General features: G+C 45.7%; 14 protein-coding genes, 1 tRNA gene and 1 pseudogene. 11 read left to right on the top strand and 5 right to left on the bottom strand.

The features are described 5' to 3' along the window. The first annotated feature begins 12 nt into the window (after nt 1–12). The 6 genes from purD (at nt 13) to DQN70_RS06015 (ending at nt 6,594) form a co-directional block, all read left to right on the top strand. Complete coding sequence (gene purD, locus DQN70_RS06040; RefSeq protein WP_042225632.1) at nt 13–1,290, top strand: phosphoribosylamine--glycine ligase; 1,278 nt, start codon at nt 13–15, stop codon at nt 1,288–1,290. A gap of 218 nt (nt 1,291–1,508) precedes the next feature. Next, nucleotides 1,509–1,874 carry a 50S ribosomal protein L19 gene (gene rplS, locus DQN70_RS06035; protein ID WP_023938339.1) on the top strand — a complete coding sequence of 122 codons (366 nt, stop codon included), beginning with the start codon at nt 1,509–1,511 and terminating at the stop codon, nt 1,872–1,874. 158 nt (nt 1,875–2,032) lie between these two features. Next, nucleotides 2,033–3,718 (top strand): energy-dependent translational throttle protein EttA, encoded by a 1,686-nt coding sequence (gene ettA, locus DQN70_RS06030; protein ID WP_023938341.1) that lies wholly within the window; start codon nt 2,033–2,035, stop codon nt 3,716–3,718. 283 nt (nt 3,719–4,001) lie between these two features. After that, nucleotides 4,002–5,189 carry a serine palmitoyltransferase gene (gene spt, locus DQN70_RS06025; protein ID WP_036887741.1) on the top strand — a complete coding sequence of 396 codons (1,188 nt, stop codon included), beginning with the start codon at nt 4,002–4,004 and terminating at the stop codon, nt 5,187–5,189. Between the two features lie 32 nt (nt 5,190–5,221). Further along, nucleotides 5,222–5,860, top strand: a complete 639-nt coding sequence (gene udk, locus DQN70_RS06020; RefSeq protein ID WP_036889840.1) for a uridine kinase — start codon at nt 5,222–5,224, stop codon at nt 5,858–5,860. Between the two features lie 14 nt (nt 5,861–5,874). Beyond that, nucleotides 5,875–6,594, top strand: coding sequence for a glycosyltransferase family 2 protein (locus DQN70_RS06015; protein WP_036887610.1), 720 nt, complete (start codon nt 5,875–5,877; stop codon nt 6,592–6,594). A gap of 7 nt (nt 6,595–6,601) precedes the next feature. Here DQN70_RS06015 and DQN70_RS06010 read toward each other — a convergent pair whose 3' ends face one another. Further along, entirely contained in the window at nt 6,602–8,134 is a 1,533-nt protein-coding gene (locus DQN70_RS06010; RefSeq protein WP_042225623.1) for a GH3 auxin-responsive promoter family protein, read from the bottom strand. Nucleotides 8,135–8,411: 277 nt separating this feature from the next. On the opposite strand from DQN70_RS06010, the pseudogene DQN70_RS06000 reads away from it, so the two are divergent. From DQN70_RS06000 to DQN70_RS05980, 5 genes and pseudogenes are all read left to right on the top strand, one after another. Next, a pseudogene (locus DQN70_RS06000) lies at nt 8,412–10,529 on the top strand (S46 family peptidase); the annotation flags it as partial. Between the two features lie 191 nt (nt 10,530–10,720). Further along, nucleotides 10,721–11,611 (top strand): hypothetical protein, encoded by an 891-nt coding sequence (locus DQN70_RS05995; RefSeq protein WP_111759351.1) that lies wholly within the window; start codon nt 10,721–10,723, stop codon nt 11,609–11,611. Then, nucleotides 11,608–12,648, top strand: coding sequence for an FAD:protein FMN transferase (locus DQN70_RS05990; RefSeq protein WP_023938355.1), 1,041 nt, complete (start codon nt 11,608–11,610; stop codon nt 12,646–12,648). Before DQN70_RS05995 ends, DQN70_RS05990 begins: the two co-directional genes overlap by 4 nt. A gap of 144 nt (nt 12,649–12,792) precedes the next feature. Next, a tRNA-Arg gene (locus DQN70_RS05985) sits at nt 12,793–12,866 on the top strand. Between the two features lie 937 nt (nt 12,867–13,803). After that, nucleotides 13,804–16,362: an adenosylcobalamin-dependent ribonucleoside-diphosphate reductase gene (locus DQN70_RS05980; RefSeq protein ID WP_023938927.1), complete on the top strand. Its 2,559-nt coding sequence runs from the start codon at nt 13,804–13,806 to the stop codon at nt 16,360–16,362. 542 nt (nt 16,363–16,904) lie between these two features. Here the strand turns inward: DQN70_RS05980 and gcvP are convergent. Genes gcvP through DQN70_RS05960 form a run of 4 tightly spaced genes read right to left on the bottom strand, consistent with a single transcriptional unit; the run spans nt 16,905 to nt 21,920 of the window. After that, nucleotides 16,905–19,775 (bottom strand): aminomethyl-transferring glycine dehydrogenase, encoded by a 2,871-nt coding sequence (gcvP, locus tag DQN70_RS05975; protein ID WP_023938926.1) that lies wholly within the window; start codon nt 19,773–19,775, stop codon nt 16,905–16,907. A gap of 38 nt (nt 19,776–19,813) precedes the next feature. Next, on the bottom strand, nt 19,814–20,455 hold the full coding sequence (locus DQN70_RS05970) for an MBL fold metallo-hydrolase (protein ID WP_023938925.1): 642 nt from the start codon (nt 20,453–20,455) through the stop codon (nt 19,814–19,816). After that, entirely contained in the window at nt 20,452–21,075 is a 624-nt protein-coding gene (gene rsmG, locus DQN70_RS05965; protein ID WP_023938924.1) for a 16S rRNA (guanine(527)-N(7))-methyltransferase RsmG, read from the bottom strand. Before rsmG ends, DQN70_RS05970 begins: the two co-directional genes overlap by 4 nt. Continuing rightward, on the bottom strand, nt 21,072–21,920 hold the full coding sequence (locus DQN70_RS05960) for an RsiV family protein (protein WP_023939379.1): 849 nt from the start codon (nt 21,918–21,920) through the stop codon (nt 21,072–21,074). The genes rsmG and DQN70_RS05960 overlap by 4 nt, the downstream gene beginning before the upstream one ends. Between the last annotated feature and the right edge of the window lie 316 nt (nt 21,921–22,236).

Here is a 22,236-nt window from a genome sequence, read left to right as displayed (position 1 = left end):
AGACAGGAAACAATAGCCATACTTCTACTGGGATCCGGAGGAAGAGAAAGTGCGATGGCATACAACATAGCCAAGAGTAAGCGTTGTGCCAGACTATACATAGCACCCGGGAATGCCGGTACAGAAACCTATGGGATCAACATCCCCGATCTTGACCCCAAAGATTTCCCTGCGATCGCCGACTTTGTATTGGATCAGCAAATTGACCTCCTTGTGACAGGGCCAGAGGAGCCTCTTGTCCTGGGCATTGCAGACTATTTCGCCTCTCGTCCGGACCTTGCTCATGTTGCCGTGGTAGGACCGGGGCAAGATGGAGCCAGATTGGAAGGGAGTAAGGACTTTAGCAAAGCTTTCATGCAAAGGCATGACATCCCGACAGCTCGCTACCAAAGCTTTATGGCTAAAGAAAAGGACGAAGCCTGTGCATTCATAGAAAGTCTCTGCCCCCCTTATGTGCTAAAAGCAGATGGTCTGGCTGCGGGTAAGGGAGTGGAAATCCTTGAGACGGAGCAAGAGGCCAAAGACAGCCTTTTAGCAATGCTCGGTGGCAAGTTCGGAGTGGCAGGGGATACAGTGCTAATAGAAGAGTTTCTCTCCGGAATCGAATGCTCGGTGTTCGCAGCAACGGATGGACAAGATTATTGTTTGCTTCCAGTAGCCAAGGACTACAAACGAATAGGAGATGGAGATACAGGACCAAATACAGGAGGGATGGGATCGGTGAGCCCTGTCTACTTTGCAGACAAGGCTTTTATGGACAAAGTGGAAGAGCGTATCGTTCGCCCTACCATTCATGGGCTAGCTTCAGAAGGCATTTCCTACAAAGGGTTTATCTTCTTCGGACTAATGAACGTGAAAGGAGATCCTTACGTGATTGAATACAACTGCAGATTAGGCGATCCGGAAACCGAATCTGTTTTACCAAGAATCAAATCGGATTTTGTAGATCTTCTTTTAGCGATAGCCTTAGGAAAGGTGGCAGACTACCCAATGGAAATAGACGAACGTGCGGTCACCTCCGTTATGCTCGTATCCGGAGGCTATCCCGGAGATTATACCAAGGGGATAACAATGGATTTGCCAGAACCCCCAGAAGACATTATGCTCTTCCATGCGGGAACTCGCTGGGCTGATAATCATGTGGTAACCAATGGAGGGCGAGTTCTGGCTGTAAGTGCCTATGGCAAAACGGTGGAAGAAGCTCTTGGAAAGTCTTATGAAATAGCCAAACAAGTCCTCTTTGAAGGGAAAAATTACCGGCATGATATAGGGCGCGATCTCATTGAGTAGAGTTGTCACGAAAAGGATTTTGACCGACAGCTACAATCTATATCCCAGTCGGAGCTTAGGTTGAATTGGCAAAACACAACGGAACGGAAGCACAGGCTCTTGCCTATTTCCTTATTTATGACTTACTTTGCACTCGCTTTGCGTAATCTCTGGCAGGAAAATAGAGTGGCCTGTGTATATTGCGTTTGGCAAGAACAGCTAATCGAAAAAGCAAGACAATGGATTTTATCAAGATCGTAAACGAGGAATTCAAAGCAGGCAAAGAGCTTCCCTCGTTCAGGGCTGGCGATACCATCACAGTGGAGTATCGCATCAAAGAAGGTAACAAAGAACGTATCCAGAAATACCGTGGCGTGGTAATCCGGATTTCCGGAGAGGGGCAACTCAAGCGTTTCACCGTACGCAAGATTTCGGACGGGATCGGAGTAGAGCGCATCTTCCCGATAGACAGTCCCTTTATTGAGAACGTGACAGTAGAAAAGTATGGCAAGGTGCGTCGTGCCAAGCTTTACTACCTGCGTGGTCGTATGGGTAAGAAAGCTCGTATCAAGGAACGTCGCGTCAATATCGCACCAGCGAAATAAAAATACACATCAGGCCACATACGCTCGGATTCACCCGGGCAGAGTGCTTCTCTCTATTTCAGACTGTGGCCAGAAAATACGTATCACAAAAGCAAAGGGCTGTCTCGGAAGTAAAACTTCTGGGACAGCCCTTTGCTATTAACTGAGAATACAGAACTATGGCTGATGACAAGAAAATAATTTTCTCTATGGTGGGGGTGAGCAAGATTTACCCTCCACAAAAACAAGTACTCAAGGATATCTATCTCTCTTTCTTCTATGGAGCCAAGATTGGCATCATAGGTCTTAATGGATCCGGAAAATCGACCTTGCTTAAAATCATAGCAGGCTTGGATAAAGACTTTCAGGGCGATGTAGTATTCTCCCCCGGATATAGTGTGGGGTATTTGGAGCAAGACCCCCACATAGAATCAGGCAAGACAGTAAAAGAGGTCATACAAGAGGGAGTACAACCTGTCATGGATCTCCTGAAAGAGTTTGAGCAAGTGAATGAAGCTTTTTCGGATCCTGATGTATTGGAAGATGCAGACAAGATGGCAGCTCTCTGCGATAAACAAGCCGAATTGCAGGATAAGATAGATGCAGCCGATGCATGGAACATCGACTCAAAATTAGAAAGAGCCATGGATGCCTTACGTTGCCCACCGGAAGATCGTTTGGTAGACACTCTCTCGGGGGGAGAGCGTCGTCGTGTAGCTCTGTGTCGCCTTCTTCTGCAACAACCGGATATTTTGTTGCTTGATGAACCAACCAATCATTTGGATGCAGAAAGTATCGACTGGCTCGAACAGCACCTGCAGCAATATGCAGGGACAGTGATTTGTATCACTCACGACCGCTATTTCCTTGACCACGTGGCAGGCTGGATATTGGAGCTCGACAGAGGAGAAGGTATTCCTTGGAAAGGCAACTATTCTTCCTGGCTTGATCAGAAGACCAAGCGCATGGCTTTGGAAGAAAAACAAGCATCCAAAAGACGCAAGACTCTCGAGAGAGAATTGGAGTGGATCAATATGGCTCCAAAGGCTCGTCAGGCTAAAGGAAAAGCTCGACTTAACAGCTACGAACAACTGCTAAACGAAGATCAGAAAGTAAAAGAAGAAAAATTGGAGCTATATATCCCCTCCGGACCAAGATTGGGAAACAAGGTGATAGAAGCTCAGGGGGTAGCCAAGTCTTATGACGACAAATTGTTATTCGACGACCTCAGCTTCATGCTACCTCCTAACGGAATTGTCGGTGTAATTGGGCCCAATGGAGCAGGTAAAACAACTCTCTTCAAACTTATCATGGGGCTTGAAAAGCCTGACAAAGGAACTTTCGAGATTGGAGAGACAGTGCAGATCGGATATGCTGACCAAACACATAAGGATATCGACCCAGAAAAGACCGTATACCAAGTCATTTCGGGAGGTCAAGAGATGATAAAGGTAGGCAGCAAAGAGCTTAATGCCAGAGCTTATCTCTCTCGCTTCAACTTCACGGGAGGTGATCAGGAAAAAAAATGTGGTGTTTTATCCGGAGGAGAGCGCAACAGATTACATTTGGCTCTCACTCTCAAAAGTGGAGCTAACGTGTTGCTGCTCGATGAACCTACGAACGACATAGATATCAACACGCTTAGAGCTTTGGAAGAAGGTCTCACGGGCTTTGCAGGCTGCGCTGTGGTCATATCGCACGACCGTTGGTTCTTAGACCGTATCTGTACTCATATTCTGGCCTTCGAAGGGGACAGTCAAGTCTATTTCTACCAAGGAGCCTATTCTGAATACGAAGAAGACAAAAAGCGCAGACTCGGGAATGAAGAGCCTAAGCGAATTCGATACCGCAAATTAATGGATTAGGCCAGCAAAAGAACTTTCTCTCTCGTAAAGAAATAATTTGCAGTCAGTAGTCAGCAGCTAATGTGCATCAATCAAAAGGTTGATACGTATTATTACCTGTATCTACAGTCTGCGGGTAATGAATGCTATTTAGGGAAAATCTTTACTTTTGCACAATATCGGGTAAAGTGAGTAGCCCTATAGAAAAGATACACTTGCTCGTTAGTCTTTGGACGGGGAATCATCCTTGTGATGTATCCGTAGACCAAGACTTGGCCCGAGGCGTTTTTTGTGTAAAAATATGATGAATCTGTTAGACGAAAAGTTAGCCGGCTATACTGCTCCTCAGGAGGCCCAGGCTGCCGGGATATACCCTTATTTCAGAAAAATAGAAAGTGAGCAGTCTACCGAAGTCGTAATAGACGGTCGGCGTGTGCTCATGTTCGGATCGAATGCCTATTTGGGGCTGACTAATCACCCCAAGCTCAAGCAAGCAGCTATCGAAGCAACAGAGCTCTATGGGACGGGATGTGCTGGCAGCCGTTTTCTGAATGGAACTTTGGACTCCCACTTGGCTCTGGAAAAACGATTGGCCAAATTCGTCGGCAAAGACGATGCCATCATTTTCTCCACCGGATTTCAAGTGAATTTGGGAGTTGTATCCTGCCTCACTGGGCGAGAGGACTATATCATTTGGGATGAATTGAATCATGCCTCCATTATCGAAGGCCTAAGACTGTCGTTCAGTCAAAAGCTAAAGTTCCGGCACAACGATATGGCTTCCCTTGAGAAACGCCTACAACAGTGTGCTCCGGAAAAAGTAAAACTGATCATCGTAGATGGCGTCTTCAGTATGGAGGGCGATGTAGCCAACCTTCCCGAGATTGTGCGTCTTGCCAAAAAGTACAACGCCAATATCATGGTGGACGAAGCACATGGTTTTGGAGTAATGGGTCGCCAAGGCAGAGGGGTATGTGACCACTTCGGGCTGACCAATCAAGTTGATCTGATCATGGGGACTTTCAGTAAAAGTTTCGCCTCTTTGGGGGGATTCATAGCTGCTGACAAAATCATCATCAATTATTTAAGACATCATGCTCGCTCTTATATTTTCAGTGCAAGCTGTACTCCGGCTTCCACGGCAGCTGCCAACGCAGCCTTAGACATTATGCTGAAAGAGCCGGAGCGAATAGAGCGACTTTGGGAACTCACCCGGTATGCCTTGGGTCGATTCAGATCATTGGGCTTTGAAATCGGGAATACCTCTACCCCTATCATTCCCCTCTATGTGCGTGATAATGAACGAACTTTCATTATTACCAAAGAGGCTTTCGATCGTGGTGTCTTTATCAATCCTGTCGTTGCTCCGGCCGTTGCTCCCGGGGATACACTCATTCGTTTCTCCCTAATGGCCACGCATACCAAGGCCCAGCTTGATGAAGCCATAGATATTCTCTACGAGGTATTTAGAAACAATGGTATATTGCCCTAAGAGCTCAGAATAAAAAGAAAAAGGTCTTGATCATGAAAACGACTATCATAGGTGTGGCTGGCGGTACGGCTTCCGGAAAGTCCACCTTGGTGCGCAAGCTACAGGAAGCCTTTCAGGAGGAAGAAGTGCTTATCCTTTGCCACGATTTCTATTACAAGGCCCATGACGAACTTCCTTTGGAGGAGCGAGCCAAGCTCAACTATGACCACCCAGATGCTTTCGATACGGATGTCATGGTTGCTGACATACAAGAGCTAAAGGCAGGTCGCTCTATCGCCAGGCCGGTATATTCCTTTGTTGAGCATAACCGTCTACCACAGACGGTGGAGGTACATCCTGCCAGAGTGATCATATTGGATGGCATCCTCATCCTCGAAAATAAGAAACTTCGAGACCTCATGGATGTAAAGGTTTTCGTGGACACAGATGCCGATGTACGGTTGGGTCGCAGACTGTCGAGAGACATACAAGAACGTGGCAGGTCTGTAGACTCTGTGCTGGACCAATACTTTGGTACTGTCAAACCAATGCATGAAGAGTTTGTTGAACCCTCGAAAAAGTATGCCGACCTGATTATACCCGAAGGAGGATTCAACTCTGTGGCCCTCTCTCTCTTGATGGAGAATATTCGTTCTCTGATCACCAAAGACCTCTACAGCTCCATGCATTGACCTCAACCATACAAATGCTGCGAGTCTCGATCATAACGGTTTGCTACAATGCTGCTCAGACCATAGAGCGCACACTGATTTCCGTTGCAGAACAAACTTATTCCTCTGTTCAGTATTTGGTAATAGACGGAGCTTCTACCGACAACACTCTCGAAAAAGTAAGAGCGATTTGCCCACATGCCGAGGTATACAGCGAACCGGATAAGGGCATTTACGATGCAATGAACAAGGGCCTGACACTGGCTCAAGGAGACTATGTCTGGTTTATGAATGCCGGAGATAGTTTTTACAATCGATATACGGTAGAGACCGTAATGCAAGCAGCAGAAAAAGCAGGAGCAGATATTCTCTATGGAGACACGCTGCTAATTGACGAAAATGGAGACGAATTAGGCTTACGCAAGCTAAGGCCTCCCAAGCTATTGAATGCAGAGAGTTTCAAGAATGGGATGCTTGTTTGTCATCAGGCATTTGTGGTACGTCGCTCAATAGCAGGGAAATATGATGAACAATACCGCTATTCCGCTGACTATGATTGGTGCATCCGCTGTATGCACAAGGCAGAAAAGATTGAGCAAGTAGACAGTATTTTAGCACGCTATTTGAACAAGGGAACCACAACCCAGCACCACCGGGCATCACTGCTCGAGCGTTACTGCATCATGAGTAAGGAGTATGGCTGTATCTCCACTTTTTTCAGGCATTTATATTTCCTACTCCGTCGCAAGCGTTAATTTTCCCCTACCCTTTTTCTACGTCACGAAGCATTTGGATCAGGCTATCCATATGCTTTCGATCGTTGCATAGACGAGGTATTTTGTGCTGCCCTCCGAGCTTACCCTGCCTACTGAGCCATTGGTGGAAGCTCCCTTGTGGAGCAACAGCTACATGCAGGGGCAGCAATGTCATATCCTTGTATCTCTTGGCATCATAGTCACTGTTTATTCGTCTCAATGCCTGATCCAGCTCCTCTGCAAATATAGAGAGAGTCGTTTCGTCCACCTTTCCTTCAAACTCCACAAGCCAGTCGTGCCGCCCCTTCCCTTTCTCTTCCATCAACAGAGGAGCTGCCGTATATTCGATGACTTGCAAGCCCATCTTTAAGGAAACTTCGGAAATAGCCTTATCTGCATTATCCACCATCAATTCTTCTCCAAAGGCATTGATGTAGTGTTTTGTACGGCCAGTTATCTTGATGCGGTAGGGAGATAAAGATTGAAAAGTAACTACATCCCCTATTTTATAGCGATACAATCCCCCCAGAGTAGAAATAATCATTGAATAAGGCTTCCCTACTTGTACCTCCCCCAAGGTAAGCAATCGGGGATAGGAAGCAAAAGTCTCATCAAAGGGCAGAAATTCATAGAAAACCCCATAATCCAGCATTAGCTGCATAGCTCTCTCTTCCGGCTCGTCCTGTATGGCAAAAAAACCTTCCGATGCGTTGTAGGTTTCCACATATTGCATCTTGTCCGAAGGGATGAGCTGCCGATACAATTCTCGATAGGGTTCAAAACTGACTCCTCCATGAAAAAACACTTCCAGCTCTGGCCAGACCTCACTTAAGTTGGCTGCTCCTTTGTACTGCAGCAAAGACTTTATCATGACCAGCATCCATGAAGGGACACCGCTGAGACTCCCAACTTTCTTATCCGCTACTTCCTTTACGATAGCTGCAAGTTTACTCTCCCATTCATCCATCAAGAGAGTTTTCTTGGCCGGCACTCTGAGCAGATTGCCCAAAGTGGGCATCTTCTCCACAAGAATGGAGGACAAATCTCCACACTTGGCAGCTCCTCCCTTACTCACAGCTCTGAAGGCCCCTCCAAGCACCAAGCCTTTGGTATCAAAGAAATGGCTATCGGGTCTATTCCTTAGATACAACCACAAAGCATCGCTTGCTCCTCTGAAGTGGCAATCCCTCAAATGAGTTTGTGGTACGGGGATAAACTTGCTTCTGCTGGATGTAGTCCCGCTACTTTGGGCATACCAATCACACCTACCAGGTAGCAACACATTGCATTTTCCTTGCATCATTGCCTCTATCCGAGGTCTAAGATCTTCGTAATCGACAATCGGAGTTCGTCTGCAATAGTTCTGATAAGAGAGATCGGCTTTGAGTTGATATTCTTGCCCATACTCAGTTTGTTCGACCAAAGACAAGATACGTCTGAATTGCTTGAGCTGCACGTCCATCTCTCGCCCTTGATATTTGTCTATAGATTTCAAGCGGGGGCGCATCGCCAAGTAAACTAACCTTGTCTTAATATCCATATCGTAGCCATTTATCAACTCTCTCCACTACAGAGGTAAGCAAAAGTACGCAAATCGGGGTGATTTACAGAGCTAACAGATAAATAGCTACAAACTGTTTTCTGTTTTTTCTTGCGAGCTTTTGGTACTATCTTTGCTCAAGTTGCGGTGAAATGTCTGGTCAAACAAAATTACTGAGATCGCTATTGCAAAAACTCCGGTGAGTTTGGGCAGATCTACCGATAGATTTTTGGGTATATAAAATTTGGTTTTAAGTATAACAACAAGAAAAAGAACGATGAAAATCAAGAATCTACTATTAGCCTCTCTGTTGATGCTTGGCTGTGTGTCTACGGCTTATGCCGACAAGGGGATGTGGATCCTGAGTGAGCTTACAAAGCAAAATCTCGACCGGATGAAAGAATTAGGCTTTGCTTTGCCTGCTGATTCTCTGTACAACCTCGACAAAGCATCTGTCACCAGATCTGTTGTGCAATTCGGAGGAGGATGTACCGGAGTGACTGTGTCCGATCAAGGACTGATACTGACCAACCATCACTGTGGATATGGAGCCATCCAGAGCCAGAGTTCTGTGGATCACGATTATCTCAGAGATGGCTTTGTAGCTCAGTCGCTGTCGGCAGAGCTTCCTATTGAGGGACTCCAAGTACGCTATTTGCGTAAGGTAGAAAATGTGACAAAGGAAGTCCTTATGCTCGTAGGCAATGAAAGCGATGAAATGATGCGCATCCAGAAAGCACGAGCTGCTGGTAAGGAAATAGCCAAATCGGTGAAACTCGAGAAGCATCAAGAAGCCATCGTTGTGCCTTTCTATGCCAACAACGAGTACTATATGATCGTATACGATGTATTCAAAGATGTTCGTATGGTTTTTGCACCACCCAGCTCTATCGGTAAATTCGGTGGAGACACAGACAACTGGATGTGGCCAAGACATACCGGAGACTTCAGTGCTTTCCGTGTCTATGCTGGCAAAGACAATAGACCCAGCGAATACAACAAAAACAATAAGCCTTACAAACCGGAATACTATGCCACTGTTTCGCTCGACGGTTACCAACCCGGCGATTATGCCATGACAATCGGTTTTCCGGGTAGTACAGACCGCTACCTTACCTCTTGGGGTGTGGAAAATCGTATGAACAACGAGAATGCTCCTCGTATAGAAGTTCGTGGAGCAAAGCAGACTATCTGGCGCAGTGCCATGAATGCCGATCAGGCTACACGCATCAAATATGCAAGCAAATATGCCCGTTCATCCAACTTCTGGAAAAACTCTATCGGGATGAATAAGGCTCTAAAAGAGCTGGGAGTGGTAGAGAACAAACGCATGGAAGAAGAGCGTTTTGCTCAGTGGGCTGCCAACAAAGCAGACTACGCCAATGTGCTGAAAGAAACCAAACAAGCCTATGAAGACAAGGGAGCTATTACAAAAGATCTGACCTACCTATACGAAACACTTGTCTATGGGTCTGAGATCATAGGTATCAGCAGAAAAGCCGAAGAAGCCATTCGCTTGGGCAAAAAAGGGAAACAACAGCTCGAGTCTTTGAAATCAAACTATTACAAAGACTACCTGCCACAACTTGATGAGAAAGTTCTGGTAGCCATGATGACCCTATTGCGTGATCGTGTTTCACAAGAAAGACTGCCGGATATCTACCGAGTTGTGGATAGAGACTTTGGAGGTGACATAAAACGCTATGCACAGCATGTCTTCGAGAATAGTGCAACTATCAGCTACGAAAAAATGCAACACACCTGTGAACTTGGAGCCAAAGAACGCGAAAACATTATCAAGCAAGATCCTGCCATACAGCTTAGCACCTCCGTATTCGATCAATATAGAGCCCTTCGCGAAAAAGGAGAGCAGGCAGAAAAAGCGATCCAGAGAGGACGCAGACTCTACTTTGCCGGTAGACGCGAAATGGATCCGAACACACCTATGCCCAGCGATGCCAACCTGACAATGCGTATGAGCTATGGCTCAATCGGAGGCTATTCTCCCAAAGACGGACACTTGTACAGCCACTTTACCACACAACGTGGTATTCTGGAAAAACAAAATCCGGAAAGCACGGAATTTGCCGTACAACCGGAGATCCTGTCCTTACTCAAGAAAGGAAACTTTGCCCCCTACGGATGTGAGAAAACTCTCAAGACCTGCTTCCTCTCAGACAATGACATTACCGGAGGGAACTCCGGTAGCCCGGTGTTTGACAAGAACGGACGCCTGATAGGGTTGGCCTTTGACGGCAACTGGGAAGCAATGAGTGGGGATATAGAATTCGACAAAAATATGCAACGTACCATATCGGTAGATATTCGCTATGTACTCTTCGTGATCGACCGATGGGGCAAAGCTCCTCATTTGGTAAAAGAGCTCAAGTTGATGAAAGACAACAAGACCATAGCTCAAATGCCGAATCAGGAAAGATGCGACAGACGTTGTCTTTAATACCCTTTCAGAAACCTTTTACCTTCAAGACCTTGAAATAATCTCAGAGGGGCCGACTGCTGTACATAGCAATAATGACAGTGGTGGCCCCTCTGTCTTTTATCCTTACTCAACAGACAAGACTTGCTATGTACTATTGTAAAAAGATGCTTCTTCTCCCCCTATGCTACCTCCTTCTCTCCGCCTGCTCAGGTACATTGAGAGAGCAGAACCGTTTGCTCGAACAAGCCGACTCGGCCATGATCATGGGAGACTACCGCTCGGCAGTCGAGTATTACAAAAACATCGACCGTTTGGATTTGACCGACACTGCCTCCAGACAACAGGCAATCAGATTAAGGAGACAAGCCAAATGGATGTTCAATATGCAACGGCTGGATAGTATCAAGAATGTAATGGAGCTTCTCTCCAAACAAATTACAGAACTTGCACCCGGGTTTCAGGTTCTACAGGAGAAAGAACACTCGTCTCGTGTCCGTCTCTCTCGTCCCTCGCTGGCTCCCAGCAAAAACAAATCGGCTCCTCATTTGAGACTTGCCACTGATAGTTTGGGTATCGTAGAGCTCACCTCTGTATATATAGGCAAACAAGCAATAGAACACACGGCCCTACGACTACGCAACAAAGAAACGGGAGAAAAATTTTCCACTCCGCATATGCGCTATGACGAAGCTCTCAACTACCGCTATGGTTCTTCTGGTATGAAATACGAAATCGTATGCTACCCTTCTACTATCATAGATTCGTTGGCTCGCTTTTTGAGAGAAATGTATGATCGAAAACAGAGCCTTGAAGTCCTCTTTCTTGACAGCCAAGGGCAGGAAGTTGCTCGTGGTGTGAATTACGACAATTCTCACCTGGCAGATTTCATAGACACTTTTACTTTGGCAGAAGCCTATGCAAAGAGACAAAGACTGCAAACAATAGTGGCTATGATCAATAGCGAAAATCGCTATTTGCTTTCTACAGGACACGTAGATGATAAGCGGACATACCTTTCACAACCCATAAGAAAATGAAAGGAGCTTATTTCTTCTATCTCTCACGGATTAGCAGCCTAAAAACTCTTTTGTTTTTAGGCTTTCTTTCCGCTCTTTGGGGCTGTCAAGATCATTCAGCTCCATATTTTCGACAAGAGGGCTGCATTTGGGGAACTTACTACCATATCACCTACCAGCACGACTCCGTCCTAACCAATCGCATTGCCCGGGCATTTTCCGAGCTTGATCGTTCTATCAATCCTTTCGACAGCCTCAGTCTCATCAGCCGAATAAACGAAAACAAAGGGTTTGATACAGATTCTCTCTTTCGTCTTTGTTTCGAGGAAACCCAACGTATAGCACAGCTCTCCGACGGAGCTTTCGACCCCACATGCTCCCCTCTCTTCAATGCCTGGGGTTTTGGGTTTAAGCACCGGGAAAAGATGGATAAATATAAAGTAGACAGCCTACTCCGGTTTGTAGGTTACAGCAAAATTAGTCTGGAGAATGATAGTATCCGCAAAATGGATCCTCGCATGACTTTGGATTTTGCTTCCATAGCCAAAGGGCTTGGTGCAGACCATATTGCCCATACATTGGAATTACAAGGGGTGAAGAATTACCTGGTGGAAATAGGGGGAGAAATAGCCTATTCGGGGTCCAATCCGATGGGACAAGCTTGGCAGATTGGTATTGACCGTCCTACGGAGAACAACCGCAACAACAGTGGCGACCTACAGTGTTTGGTACGACTACCAAAGAATAAGTCCGGACTGGCGACCAGTGGTAATTACCGCAATTACTACGAACTAAATGGCCAACGGTATGCTCACACGATAGATCCTCGCACAGGCTATCCGGTGCAAACAGATGTGCTGAGTGCCACTGTATTGGCTCCCAACTGCATGATTGCAGATGCTTTGGCCACAGCATTTATGGTCGTAGGGTCTGAAAAGGCTTCCGAGTTGGCAAAAAAGATAGAAGAGGTAGAGTACCTCCTCATCTGTACAGCAGAAGGAGAAAACACTCGCATAGTCTTTTCTCCCAATTTTGAGAAACTAATTCAAAAGCAGTAAGAAGAAAGATCGCTATTCAGAAGTCAAATAGGCATGAAGCTGATCTCACAACTCCTCCAAGAGACATGCCTGCCAATAGACAGATAACGAAAAAGTGATTACCTTTGCTGCGCTAGAGCTCTCCTCTTAGGAGCAGTGGCAAATGGCTCGGTAGCTTAGCTGAATAGAGCGTCAGATTCCGGTTCTGAAGGTCGTGGGTTTGAATCCCACCCGGGTCACAACACAAGGGCTGTGCTGAAATAAAGTTTCGGCACAGCCCTTTCTTGATTTTAGGAGTAAGAAGCGAAATAATCCTTTTGTGCAACAGTTGCAAATAGCATAGCCATCTCGAGTAAGAAGTACATCATCTCTCTGGTTTACTCCTTAGAAAGTCGACATCTTTTGTAAAACCTTTTCCAGGTCCAAAGCGAGAAAAATCCAAGAAAAAGGGCTCGAGTACTCAACCTGACATATCCCTTTTCAGGCATTCCAAACACACTTCCCCAAAAGCCCTATTCATCGGCATTCTGAGTGGGTCAAATTTCTCTCCTCAGAGAAATTTTGCTAACACAGGAGAAAACAAAAATTCTCTGAGGAGAGAATTTTTGCTCCCTCCCGTGTCATAAAAAAACAGAACCCGTAGGGAGCAAAAGTGGGAGAAAAAAGAAAGAAAATGAGTCCCATTCTGAGTCTCAAAAAGGCTCTAAACAATTCACAAAAACAACATAAAAGCAAACAGATAAATACAATGTTTAGACAACATCATATCTAACGAATTATCGGAGAGACCCTCCTTTCATCACATTTTCAAACTCCTCTTTATCCTTCCTTTTTCTGTATTCGAACTTACCATTCAATTAAAGAGAAATCAGCCAAAGAATCTCTTCTTTCTTTTTCTTACGTGTCTGCAAATCTCTTCTTTTGGTTCAAACCATCAATACAATTGATTTGTATTTCGGAAAACTTCCAACAATCAAAACAAACATATTAAACTAATATACAGATAGTTATATCCAAAATCGGAAAACTTTCATCTTGACTGTTCAAAAATAATTCACCAAAACATTTCCTACAACCCACAAAAACACGTACTTTGCGAAACAAATTGGAGACAAGTATCCCTTGCTTCGATAAGTTATATTTTCAGAATATCTAATGTAACGACCTTTCTATCTAATGGATAAAAAGATTTATAGCTTCGACGAAGCCTATGCAGCTTCGCTCGAATACTTTCAAGGGGATGAACTGGCAGCCAAAGTTTGGGCTGGGAAATACGCATTAAAAGACAGTGCGGGTAATATCTACGAATGTAGCCCGGAAGATATGCATCAGCGTATAGCTTCGGAGATTGCCCGCATCGAACAGAAGTACCCCAACCCGGTGAGTGAAAAAGAGCTGTTTGAGCTGTTCGATCACTTCAGATATGTTGTACCGCAAGGTAGCCCCATGACAGGCATCGGCAACAATTATCAGGTGGCCTCTTTGTCTAACTGCTTTGTTGTCGGGCTTGATGAACCTGCCGACTCCTATGGTGCTATATTCAAAATAGACGAAGAGCAGGTACAACTAATGAAAAGGCGTGGAGGGGTCGGACACGATCTCTCTCACATCCGTCCGAAAGGATCTCCGGTAAAAAACTCTGCTCTCACTTCCACGGGCCTCGTTCCATTTATGGAACGCTTCTCCAACTCCACACGCGAGGTGGCTCAAGATGGCAGGCGAGGAGCATTGATGCTCTCTGTGAGCATTAAGCATCCCGATGCAGAGTCATTTATTGATGCGAAAATGACTGAAGGGAAGGTGACCGGAGCGAATGTATCGGTACGCCTTACAGATGAATTTATGCAGGCTGCTGTTTTGGGCAACAACTACATCCAACAGTATCCTATCCATTCAGATAGCCCCAGCTACAGCAAAGAGATCAATGCACAGGAGCTATGGCGCAAGATCGTGCACAATGCATGGAAAAGTGCCGAACCAGGCGTCCTTTTCTGGGATACCATTATACGAGAATCCCTACCCGACTGCTATGCGGATCTGGGCTTCCGTACTATTTCTACCAATCCTTGCGGAGAGATACCGCTTTGTCCCTACGACAGCTGTCGCCTTTTGGCTATAAACCTATATTCCTACGTAAAGAATCCTTTCACGGATGAGGCCTCTTTCGACTTTGATCTCTTCCGACGTCATGTAGGTCTTGCCCAGCGTATTATGGACGACATAATAGATCTGGAAAGCGAAAAGATAGATACAATCCTACGCAAAATAGAGAGTGATCCGGAGAGCGACGAGATCAAACGTTGCGAATACCAGCTTTGGAAAAAGATTCAAGACAAGACACTCAAAGGGCGACGTACTGGAGTTGGAATTACAGCTGAAGGAGATATGCTGGCAGCTATGGGCCTGCGTTATGGCTCAGAAGAGGCCACAGAATTTGCTGTAGAGGTGCAACGGACTCTATGCTTGGCAGCCTATGGCAGTTCAGTTGAGATGGCCAAAGAACGTGGAGCCTTCCCGATTTTTGATGCCGGACGAGAAGAAAAAAATCCCTTTATGATGCGTATTCGTGAGCATGCACCTGAACTGTACCGCGATATGTGCCAATACGGCAGACGCAATATTGCCTGTCTAACTATAGCACCGACAGGGTCTACCAGCCTTATGACACAGACCACTTCGGGCATAGAACCGGTATTCATGCCTGTGTATAAACGCAGACGCAAAGTAAATCCCGGAGACAAGAACGTAACGGTAGACTTTGTAGACGAAGTTGGAGACAGTTTCGAGGAGTATATTGTATTCCATCACAAGTTTGTCACATGGATGGAAGCCAAGGGGTATGACCCCAAGAAGAAATACACACAAGACGAAATCAATAAGCTGGTCGAAGCATCTCCCTACTATAAGGCTACTTCAAATGATGTCGATTGGCTCGCCAAAGTGCGTATGCAGGGTCGGATCCAACAGTGGGTAGATCACTCCATCAGTGTGACGATCAACTTGCCGAATAGCGTGAACGAGCAACTCATCTCCGACCTCTATGTTGAAGCTTGGCGTTCTGGCTGCAAAGGCTGTACTGTGTATAGGGACGGCTCTCGTGCCGGTGTGCTTATCAGCACAGAAAAGCCCAAGGAGAAGAAAACAGAAGGGGCAGAAAGGGGCACGACCCTTCCGACTCCCCCGGCAGAGCCTATTTCTCGCCCTCGTGAGTTGGAGGCTGAAATCCTACGATTCCAAAACAACAAGGAAAAATGGATTGCTTTCGTAGGGTTGAGAGACGGTAAGCCTTACGAAATATTCACTGGTATTGCCGATGATGATGAGGGAATCATGGTACCCAAATCGGTGAATAAGGGGTTGATCATCAAGAGTTATGACGAAGATGGCGGTAAACACTACGACTTCCAATTCCGCAACAAACGAGGGTTCAAAACAACTATAGAAGGTTTGGATAGCAAATTCAATCCTGAGTATTGGAACTACGCAAAGCTCATCAGCGGTGTGCTACGCTATGGAATGCCTATCGACCAAGTGGTGAATCTAGTGCAAGGCATGTCTCTGAACGACGAGAGTATAAACACGTGGAAAAATGGTGTCGAGCGAGCTTTGAAAAGATACCTACCTAATGGAGCCAAGATCAATGGTCAAACTTGTCCCAACTGTGGGGAAGAAACTCTTATTTATCAAGAGGGTTGTCTCATCTGTACAAACTGTGGTACTTCTCGTTGTGGCTAAAAGAACCTCTTAACCCAAAATTAAGAATACGTATCCCCGGACAAAATTTTCACCTAAATTTTGTCCGGGGATCGTTGATTCTAATTATGCCCCCTTTACAGAAGCTCCAAAATGACAATCGAACTTGCTATTTTTTGATATTGCAGAATGCTGTAATCATGAAGGGCTTTGAGACGAGGACACAGAGAACAACTTATTTTCATAATCAGTCCGAGTGTCTAAAAATACGCAGCAAGAGATGTGTTGTACAATGAGTCTCAATAACAGGAGGAATACATACAGTAAACCGTAAAAAGAATCCGAAAAAACGAGAGTAGAACTGAACTCAGAGATACAATCTACTCGCATCTTTTCGGATTCTATTTTATAGGAGTGGAAGAACCGAAGTAGCAGTGAAGGTACTTTGTAAGATCTCCTACCTTGTCAGCTTCTTCTTAAAAAGACCGTTACACAAGAAACTACTGCATACTACAGCATTGTATGTGTATGTTCCAAAGCAGAGGCTGCTAAAGTAATCTTCCGGGAAGCTCCTCAAAATGGTCTCACAGATGAACTTCACAAGCACAGAAAGTCGGCTGCAGATTTCTATCTCCATAGCCATTGTCAATACGACCTACATTGATCCAAAACTTGTTGCTACGTAAATAATCCAAAGGGTAGCAAGCCTTGGAGCGAGGATAGCTGTGATTCCATTCGTCAGCTACCAACTCGTATTCGGGGTGAGGAGCATTTTTCAGTACATTGTCTGTCTTGTCTGCTGTACCATTTACCACCTCTTGTATTTCCTTCCAGATACAGTTCATCACATCCACAAAGCGGTCCAATTCAGCCTTGCTTTCACTCTCGGTTGGCTCTACCATCAATGTCCCATGCACCGGGAAAGATAGAGTGGGAGCATGATAGCCAAAATCCATCAGACGTTTGGCAATATCGGCCTCATCTATTCCACTGGCTTCTTTGATATTGCGACATTCCAAAATAAGCTCATGCCCTACCCTACCGGTAGCTCCCGTATATACAATACCGAATGTATCCTTGAGCAGAGCTGCCATGTAATTGGCATTGAGTATCGCCACTTGGGTGGCTCGGCGCAAACCGCTGTACCCCAACATACGAATATAGCTATACGTAATAGCCGCAATTCCGGCACTGCCATGAGGAGAGGCTGCTACCTGTGTAGCATCGAAACCTGGATGTCCCTGACAATGATCCGGCAAACAATCGATAAGATGCTCGGCTACACAGATCGGTCCCATACCGGGCCCTCCACCTCCATGAGGGATAGCGAATGTCTTATGGAGATTCAAGTGGCATACATCCGCTCCGATAAATCCGGGATTGGTAATACCCACTTGGGCATTCATATTAGCCCCATCCATATACACCTGACCACCACAGTCATGGATACGACGGCAAAGATCAACAATATTGGTTTCGAAGATCCCGTGCGTACTCGGGTATGTGATCATCATGGCAGCAATCCGATCTTTGTTCTCCTCGGTCTTGGCCATAAAGTCATCCATGTCTACATTTCCTCGCTCGTCACAATTGATCGTTACAGTCTGGAATCCACACTGTACTGCACTGGCAGGGTTTGTGCCGTGTGCTGAAGCAGGGAGAATAACCACGTCTCTATCAGCCTTACCATTGCGCTCTAGATAAGTACGGATTGTACGAAGTCCGGCATATTCACCGGAAGCCCCTGAATTAGGTTGGATAGTTACGCCTGGCAAGCCTGTGATAACCCCAAGGTAATGCTTAAGAGAATCGATCAATTCAGAGTATCCTTCCGTCTGATCGGCCGGGGCATAAGGGTGTATGTTGCCGAACTGTGGCATGGAAAGGGAGATCAACTCCGATGCAGCATTGAGTTTCATCGTGCACGAACCCAGCGGTATCATGGAGTGAGCCAAAGAGATGTCTTTACGCTCCAGACGCTTGATGTAGCGCATCAGTTCGGTTTCGGTATGATAGCTATTGAATACTTCGTGCTGAAGGAAAGAGCTCTGTCGAGCAAAAGAAGAATCAAAGTATTGCCTTGTTTGCGATATTTCCTCCTCTATGGTCTTCTCTCCTTCTGTGTCCAGCGCAGAAGAAAAGATATAGAGCAGAACACCCAAGTCGGAAGGCATCGTTGTTTCATCCAAGCTCAAACTTACTCTGCCATCACGACGGTAGAATAGGTTGACGGAGCACTCTTCGGCACAAGCTCTCAAAGATTCGGTGGAGACCTTGGCAGGCAACTCCACTGTGAGTGTATCGAAGAAGTTCGTATTGCAAACGGTATAGCCAAGCAGCTTCAATTGCTCTGCTATATAGCCGGTATAAGCATGTATCCGCCCGGCTATTCTTTTCAAACCATCCGGGCCATGATATATCGCGTAAAAACCTGCCATTGTAGCAAGTAGTGCCTGAGCCGTACAGATATTACTGGTTGCTTTCTCCCGACGGATGTGTTGTTCTCTGGTCTGCAAAGCCAATCGATAAGCCGGGTGTCCATAAACATCTTTGGAGACACCGATAATACGCCCCGGTATCGTGCGCTTACATTTCATTCCGGCAGCCAAATAACCGGCTGACGGTCCACCATAGTACATTGGGATACCAAATCTCTGCGTACTACCGAATACCGCATCAGCACCCCATTCGGCCGGAGGGGTCAATAATACCAAACTCATCAGATCGGCAGCAACTGCTACCTGAGCATCAACAGCATGTGCTTTCTCTACAAAGGAGCGGTAATCGTGAACTTCTCCCAAGGCATCGGGGTACTGTATCACCGCAGCAAACACGCGTTCATCGAATTGGAAGCTGCGCCAGTCTCCGCTAACAATTTCCATCCCCTGATGCAATACGCGAGTCCGGATAACGGCTTTCGTTGGCTCAAATAATTGATCATCCAGAAAGACGACATTGGCTCCGGCTTTTGCCTTGGCTCTGCTGCGTTCGTTGTAGAGCATCATAACGGCTTCGGCACCAGCCGTGGCCTCGTCCAGTAGAGAACAATTGGTCAGCTCCATTCCACTCAGTTCGGTGACAACGTTCTGGAAATTAAAAAGAGCTTCCAATCTGCCCTGAGATATTTCGGCCTGATAAGGTGTGTAAGAAGTGTACCAAACTGCATTCTCAAGCACTCCACGGCGAATTGGAGCCGGAGTAACGGTATCGTACCAACCTTGTCCGATGTAGGAAGTGTAGATTTTGTTCTTAGAGCCCAGCTCTGCAATATGCTCTTCCAACTCTCTTTCGGTCATGGCTTCCGGCAAATCCAGCTCGGCAGGAAGTTTGATATTTGACGGAATAGTCTGGTCTATCAACTCATCCAGAGAAGCAACTCCTATGGTGGAAAGCATTTGCTTCTGATCGGAGTCCGAGATACCTACATGACGATTTACAAACTGGCTGTTATCCATATCTGTGACTAAAATGATTTGATGTGTAATTTGAACTTTCAACGAAAATAGGGGTTGTTCTCCATCTCATATCCAATACTTGTCTCGGGACCATGCCCACAATAGACGGTTGTATCGGGAGGGAGCACAAATAGCTGTGTCCGTGCAGACTGTAACAAAGTGGGTAAGCTGCCACCCCAAAGATCGCAACGGCCAATTTCCAGCAAAAACAAGACATCGCCCACGAATACAGAAGCTGCATCCGGGATATAAAAAGCCAAATGTCCGGGAGAATGTCCTGGTACAAAAAGAACTCGTACGTCGTGCTTGCCCAGCTTGAGAGGACTGTCTGTGTCAATGTACTGCACTCGCACTTCGGGACAATCGCTCTGCATCCCGAATAGCTCCAACTGACGGGAGGGAGTAGGCATTTGCTCTATCTCAGCTCGATGTGTTTGGGGAAACAAGTGCCACTCCTCAGCCACAAAGCTATTCCCACAACAATGATCGAAATGCATGTGAGTATTGAGTAGCAAAGTAGGTTTGAGCTTGCGACTTTGGATAAAGTCTTTCAATCGAGTCTTCTCTTCCGGATACATACAGCCACAGTCAATAATGGCAGTTTCCAACGTATCTGTATCCCAAACCACATAGGTATTCTCAAATACTTCGTTAAAGACAAACTTCTGTATCTCTATCATAGGGGCAAGTAAACGACTTTCTTATTTTTGAAATATTCATCATCAAAAGCCGGGTAAAGCTCCTCTACCAAAGCTCTTTGACGAAAAAGGTGCAACTCGGAAGTCAGATCGCCTCCTTTAAGACAAATTAGACCGTTGGGCAAAGCATTGAATTGCTCTTTTTTCTCTATCAAAGGGGTAGAAAGTTTCACCAGCTCCGGCAATCGCATGGCTGCCCGGCTGACAACAAAATGAGATTTCTCTCCTCTGAGTTGCTCGGCACGAGCATGTTGCACGCACACGTTTTTGAGGCCCAGCTCCAGAGCTACAGCCGTAACTACCTTGATCTTCTTGCCAATACTATCTACCAACAAAAAGTCCACTTCGGGCATAAGGATAGCCAGCGGTATGCCGGGAAAGCCTCCTCCGGTGCCCAAATCTATCACCCTGGTATTAGGGGAAAAGTGAAGCATCTGAGTGATAGCCAAAGAATGAAGTACATGGTGACAATAGAGCTGATCAATGTCTTTGCGACTGATCACATTGATGCGACTATTCCACTCTCGATACAATTCGTCCAACTGCGCAAATTGCGCTCGCTGCTCGTTAGTCAGGCTGGGAAAATATTTATCTATTATCAAGGCAAATAGTTTTTGATCGGAGCATCCGGTTTTAGAATGGATTGCAATCTTTCGTAAGGTATAAATACATAGATCGTCCCCATGGCATAGGCCGCTATCTCGTATTCATTGAAGCAGTAGGTAAGGCCTTTTTCTCCGATAGCAAAGTTGCCATTAGGCATAATTTCTTCAGCATTGAAATAACCCTCATTTTCCAGATCTCTGGGAGACTTTTTACCCAACTGCTCCAACAAACAAGCCACAATAATGTCGGAGAGTTCATCCCTATAACCATCGACAAACAGATCCTGCTCCGAAAGTATTTCGGCATTCTCTCGATTTATATTGTAGTACGTCTGAGAAGTAGACTCGTGTGCTCCACCTTTCTCTTCGTACTGACTAACTCGCATACACACAAACAGAGAATCAGAATACGCAACTGAATCCGACAATTCAAAAGCCTGATCAAAGAGTTCCCCTGGCAGGTTATCCGCCAGCTCCGAGTAGGAATAATTGTCAGCCCGATATGTCTGCTGCAAATACTTGATATAAACCTGCATGGCTTCGGCAGGCTCCAAATGAGCCAAGGAGTCACCGAAAAAAATAGCATTGAAACGCCTGAGCAGCTTCTTGTCAGATTTAGGATAGAAATAATTGATACTCACGAATATTGTTGGCGTATCTGCGTCCACGCGCAAAGACAACTCATCACTGAATAAAATCGAATCCAATTCAATTTGGGTCCGATCTGTCGTTCGATTGGGGTTACAGCCCACCACAACAAAAGTCCACAACAAAAGAGCAAATGCCCCCAATGACAATGAGCATACTCTATTATTTGTAGAGACCAGAGAAGATATTTCCATTACGATTCTGATTACTGAACAAAGGTAATCGAAAGGCACAATAAACAAGCCCTTTGTAAAACTCTTGTATACATCTTTGTAGGGAGTGCATCCAAGTCTATAAATTCAACAACAAAAAAGACACATTGCTCCTTCCCGCTTCACCCATTTCGTTACGAAGTATAACTTTCTCATCAAACGAAAAACACCCACATCGAAGCTCTGGTGTAAATCAAAAATTCATATGTAAATGAAAATCCTAACTTTGCAACGGAAAACTCGGTTGCAAACCATGAAGCACACAAAAACTGTCTTTGGATTTTCGCATCCAAATGAG

This window comes from Porphyromonas crevioricanis, assembly GCF_900476255.1.
GTDB lineage: Bacteria > Bacteroidota > Bacteroidia > Bacteroidales > Porphyromonadaceae > Porphyromonas > Porphyromonas crevioricanis.
The sequence above is the reverse complement of the archived record's forward strand: the minus strand, read 5'-3'. Positions and strand labels throughout refer to the sequence as shown.